General features: G+C 72.1%; 6 protein-coding genes. 3 read left to right on the forward strand and 3 right to left on the reverse strand.

The genetic code is table 11. From position 1 onward, the window contains the following. On the reverse strand, positions 1-666 hold a 666-nt coding region (locus I0C86_RS38900), incomplete at its 3' end, for a PfkB family carbohydrate kinase (RefSeq protein WP_196206318.1). 243 nt (positions 667-909) lie between these two features. Between I0C86_RS38900 and I0C86_RS38905 the strand changes: the two genes are divergently transcribed. Continuing rightward, complete coding sequence (locus tag I0C86_RS38905; RefSeq protein ID WP_196206319.1) at positions 910-1284, forward strand: YciI family protein; 375 nt, start codon at positions 910-912, stop codon at positions 1282-1284. Beyond that, a complete protein-coding gene (locus tag I0C86_RS38910) occupies positions 1265-2545 on the forward strand; it encodes an RNA polymerase sigma factor (RefSeq protein ID WP_196206320.1) in 1281 nt (426 codons plus the stop codon). Before I0C86_RS38905 ends, I0C86_RS38910 begins: the two co-directional genes overlap by 20 nt. A 72-nt stretch (positions 2546-2617) precedes the next feature. Here I0C86_RS38910 and I0C86_RS38915 read toward each other — a convergent pair whose 3' ends face one another. Next, positions 2618-3028: a YccF domain-containing protein gene (locus I0C86_RS38915; protein WP_196206321.1), complete on the reverse strand. Its 411-nt coding sequence runs from the start codon at positions 3026-3028 to the stop codon at positions 2618-2620. A 73-nt stretch (positions 3029-3101) separates the two neighbouring features. Next, entirely contained in the window at positions 3102-4001 is a 900-nt protein-coding gene (locus I0C86_RS38920; RefSeq protein ID WP_196206322.1) for a ribokinase, read from the reverse strand. A 77-nt stretch (positions 4002-4078) separates the two neighbouring features. Here I0C86_RS38920 and I0C86_RS38925 point away from each other — a divergent pair. Further along, positions 4079-4898: LLM class flavin-dependent oxidoreductase (locus I0C86_RS38925; RefSeq protein ID WP_196206323.1), on the forward strand; the 820-nt coding region annotated here is incomplete at its 3' end.

Raw genomic sequence — 4898 nt, forward strand, 5'->3', positions numbered from 1 at the left:
GTCGGCGCCCGGCCCGTCGCCGCCCGGCCCGTCGGCGCCAGCCAAACTCTGCTCGCCACCGGCCTGGCCGGCAACCACGGCCGCCTCGACCTGGTTGACCACCAGCAGGTCGACCGCGTCGAGCAACTCCGCCGGCAGCGGGCGGGCCGGTGCCGCGTTCAGTACGACGGTGGTGCCGGCGCCGCGGGCCCATCGGGCGGCCTGGACCACCGCCGACAACGGCACCTCAAGCTGGCACAGCAGTACGTCCGCCGCCTCGACGGCCACCCGGTCCGGGTCGGCGAGACTGGTCAGTTCGCCGTTCGCGCCGGGGGCGACCACGATGAGGTTCTCGGCCGACGCGTCCACCGCGATCAGCGCCACCCCGGACGGGCCGGGCACGTCCCGCAGGCCCCGTACATCGACATTCGACTCCGCGAGGTTGGCCCGGAGCTGGTCGGCGAAGCCGTCCCGCCCGATCGCACCGATGAACGCGCAACTCGCGCCGGCCCGCGCGGCGGCCACCGCCTGATTGGCACCCTTGCCTCCGGGGACGGTGCGCAGCGCGTTGCCGAGCACCGTTTCCCCCGGTCGGGGCAGTGTCGTCGTCGTCACCACCAGGTCCAGGTTCGTGCTTCCCACCACCACGACCCGGACCGGCGCCGGCTCGGTCGATCCTGCTGTCATGACGCCTCCCCAACGCTCGCCAGTTCCGGTTACGGAGGTGTATCGCCGCGTGTTCGAGCGGGGCGTCCCCATGCAGGATAGATCTCGGCGAACATGCGCCGGACTTCCGCATTTGATGCTGGCCGCGATCGTGCGTCCCCGCCGGCACGGGGCCCGATTGTCGATCCGGCCGACCTCGTTCGTATAGAAGGTAGGAGGCCGCCGGTGCCGTGCCGGCGGCGAGCCAGAACAGGAGGTGTCGAGATGCCGCAGTACCTGCTCAGCATCTACCAGCCGGACGGTGACCCACCCCCGCCCGAGGTACTGGAACCGATCATGAAAAACCTCGCCGCCCTGAACCAGGAGATGAAGTCCGCCGGGGCGTGGGTCTTCGCGGGCGGGCTGCATCCACCGAGCACGGCCACGGTGGTACGGGCCAGGGACGGCGACACGCTGATCACCGACGGCCCCTACGTCGAGGGCAGGGAGCACCTCGGCGGGTTCACCGTGGTCCAGGCACCCGACCTCGACGCCGCGCTGGTCTGGGGCCGCAAGCTCGCTGAGGCGATCGGCCTGCTACCGATCGAGGTACGGCCGTTGGCGGACGAGGCCGACAGCTGTGACCCCCCGCAGGCCTGACCGGCCCGATCCGGCACCCGGGGCCGCCCCGGAGATCGAGAGGGTGTTCCGCGCGGAGTACGGGCGCGCGGTCGCCGTCCTGGTCCGCGTCTTCGGCGACATCGACGTTGTCGAGGACGCGGTCCAGGACGCGTTCGCGACGGCGGTGCAGCGGTGGGCGTCCAGCGGACCGCCGCCCAGCCCGGCCGGATGGATCATCACGACCGCCCGCAACCGGGCGATCGACCGCCTCCGTCGGGAGGCGTCCCGACCGGACCGGCACGCCCAGGCCGCGCTGCTGCACGCCCAGAACGCTCACGACGCCCAGGAGGCCCACGACCAACCGGCCGAGGAGGGTCCCGTGCACGACGAACGGCTGCGCCTGATCTTCACCTGCTGCCACCCGGCGCTCGCGCCCACCGCCCAGGTCGCCCTGACGCTACGGCTACTGGGCGGACTCACCACGGCGGAGATCGCCCACGCCTTCCTCGTACCCGAGCCGACGATGGCGCAACGACTGGTCCGGGCGAAGGGCAAGATCCGGGACGCGCGGATTCCGTACCGGGTTCCGGCCGAGGCCGACCTTCCGGACCGGCTCCGGACCGTACTCGCCGTGGTCTACCTGATCTTCACCGAGGGTCACACGGCCAGCTCGGGTGACCGACTGGTCCGCGAGGACCTCTGCGCGGAGGCGATCCGACTCGGCCGGCTGCTCGCCGAGCTCATGCCGGACGAGCCGGAGGTCCTCGGGCTGCTCGCGCTGCTCCTGCTCATCGAGGCGCGCCGGCCCAGCCGGACCACCCCGGACGGTGCCTTCGTCCGGCTGGCGGACCAGGACCGCGCCCGCTGGGACCGGGAACTCGTCGCCGAGGGCCGGGCTCTCGTCCGGCGTTGCCTACGGCGCAACCAACCCGGCCCGTACCAGATCCAGGCCGCGATCAACGCCGTGCACAGCGACGCCCCGGACGCGGCCGCCACGGACTGGGCACAGATCCTCCGACTGTACGACCACCTGCACGCACTCGCCCCGAGCCCGATGGTGGCGTTGAACCGCGCGATCGTGGTGGCCGAGGTCGACGGACCGGCAGCGGCACTCGACCTCGTCGACCGACTCGACCTGACCGGCCACCACCTGTTCCACGCCGTCCGGGCCGATCTGCTCCGCCGGCTCGGACGCACCACCGAGGCGGTCCAGGCGTACGAGCGGGCCGAGAGCCTGACCGGGAACGCGGTGGAGCGGGATTTCCTTCGGCGCAGCCGCACGGCGCTGACCTCGACCTGACCCGGCCGAGCCGAATTGAGGCAGATCGGGCCGAGCCGGGCCGGACCGGGGGCGGTGCGGCCGTCAGGATGGCTACGCGGAGACCGTACCGGGGCGCCGGAGATCGTCGACCTCCATCACCTCGCGGCCGAGCGGCCAGAACGCGGCCGGCACCAGCTTGAAGTTGGCGACACCGAACGGAATCCCGATGATCGTCAGGCAGAGCGCGACCCCGGCGACGAGATGCATGAGCGCGAGCCACCAGCCCGCCAGTATCACCCAGAGCACGTTGGCCAGGCCCGAGCCGATTCCGGCGCCGGGCTTGACCACGAGGGTCCGCCCGAACGGCCACAGCGAGTAGTAGGCCAACCGGAGTGCGGCGACCCCGAACGGGATGGTCACGATGAACACGAAGCAGATGAGCGCCGCTATCCCGTACCCGATGGCGAGCGCGATACCGCTACCGAAGATCAGCCAGAGCAGGTTGAGCACGAATCGCACCATGCCGTCATGATGCGCCCCCCGATCAACCCACCGGATCGGAACAGGCCGGTGCCCTGGTTGACCCGAGGTACCCTCAGCCGGCCGGAACGTAGAGGGCGTCGATCTCTGCCCGGAGCGGAAGCGCGACCGAGGCTCCGAGCCGCCGGGCACAGGCCGCGCCGGCCGCGCTCGCCCAGCGGACCGCGTCGACCAGTTCCCGGCCCTCGCCCCAGGCCACCGCCAGCGCACCGGTGAACGCGTCACCGGCCGCCGTCGAGTCGACCAGATCGACCTTGACCGGGGGTACGTGCGTCGCGGTGCCGTCCCGATCGCCGTACCAGGCACCGTGCCGACCCAGGGTCATCACCGCGCGGGGCACGACGCCGAGCAGCGCGCCCGGGTCCTCCCGGCCGCGTCCGGTGATCGCCCGCGCCTCGGTCTCGTTCACCACCAGCAGGTCGACCGAGTCGAGCAGTTCGACCGGTACGGGCTGGGCGGGGGCCGCGTTGAGCAGCACCCGGGTACCGGCGGCACGGGCCGCACGGGCCGCCTCGGTCACCGTGACGACCGGAATCTCCAGCTGTGCCACCAGTACGTCGGCATCCCGTACGGCGGTCAGTTCGCTCTCGGTCAGCCCGGTGAAGGCCGAGTTGGCGGCCGGGGTGACCACGATGGTGTTCTCCCCCTCGGCGTCGACAGTGACAACCGCCACTCCGGAGGCGCCGTACACCATCCGGACCCGCTCCGTGTCCACCCCGGCGGCGGCGATCCGGGCCCTGAGGGTGACGCCGAACGAGTCCGAGCCGATCGCGCCGAGCAGGGCGCCGTCGGCACCGGCCCGGGCGGCCGCTATCGCCTGGTTGGCACCCTTGCCACCGGCGACCATCACGAAGTCGGTGCCGAAGACCGTCTCACCCGGCTTCGGCAGGACGTCGGTGGTGACCACCAGGTCCATGTTGGCGCTGCCCATGACAACGACCCGTGGCCGGTTCACCGGCTGCACCTCCCGATTCGGCGACTGCCCGAGTCTAGAGCGGGCCGTTGTCGGCGTCTTCTGGCAGGCTGCCAGACATGGGACAGATGCCGATCGGAGTGATGTACCGGTGCGACACCGCCCCGGAGCAGTTACCGGCGTACGCCCGGCTGGTGGAACGTCTGGGCTACGACGAGCTGTGGGTGGTGGAGGACTGCTTCTTCGGCGGCGCGGTCTCCAGCGCCGCCGTGGCCGCCGCGGTCACCGACAAGCTGAAGATCGGCATCGGCATCCTGCCGGCGGCGTTCCGTAATCCTGCGCTGGCCGCCATGGAGCTGGCCAACCTGGCCCGACTCTTTCCCGGCCGGATCCTGCCCGGATTCGGCCACGGTGTGGCGGACTGGGTCCGGCAGGTCGGTGCCGACCACCCCTCGCCGCTGGCGGTGCTCGGCGAGACCGTGACGGCGGTACGCGCGCTGGTCGCCGGTGAGAAGGTCACCGTCGCCGGCCGGTACGCCCAACTCGCCGAGGTGTCGCTGGAGTACCCGCCGGACCAGCCGCCCCCGATCTCGACCGGGGTACGCGGCGAGAAGTCGCTGCGGCTCTCCGGGCGGGTGGCCGACGGCACGATCCTGGCCGAGGGCGCCAGTCCGGCCTACGTCCGCTGGGCCCGGGGGATGATCGACGAGGGCCGCCGGGCGGCTGGCCGTACCGATGACCACCGGCTCACCGTCTATGCGCACCTGGACTTCGACGACGCCCGGGCCAGCGCCCGCCGGGAGTTCGCCGCCCAGCTCTCCGGCGGCTGGGCGCTGCCACCCTCGGACGCCGACCTGGCCGACGAGATCGCCCACCTGCTGGCCCGCTCTTCCGGTCCCGTCGCGCTGGCCGAGGCCCTGCCCGAGCACTACCTCGACC

The sequence above is a fragment of the Plantactinospora alkalitolerans genome (assembly GCF_015690345.1).
In the GTDB taxonomy this organism is placed as follows: Bacteria; Actinomycetota; Actinomycetes; order Mycobacteriales; family Micromonosporaceae; genus Plantactinospora; species Plantactinospora alkalitolerans.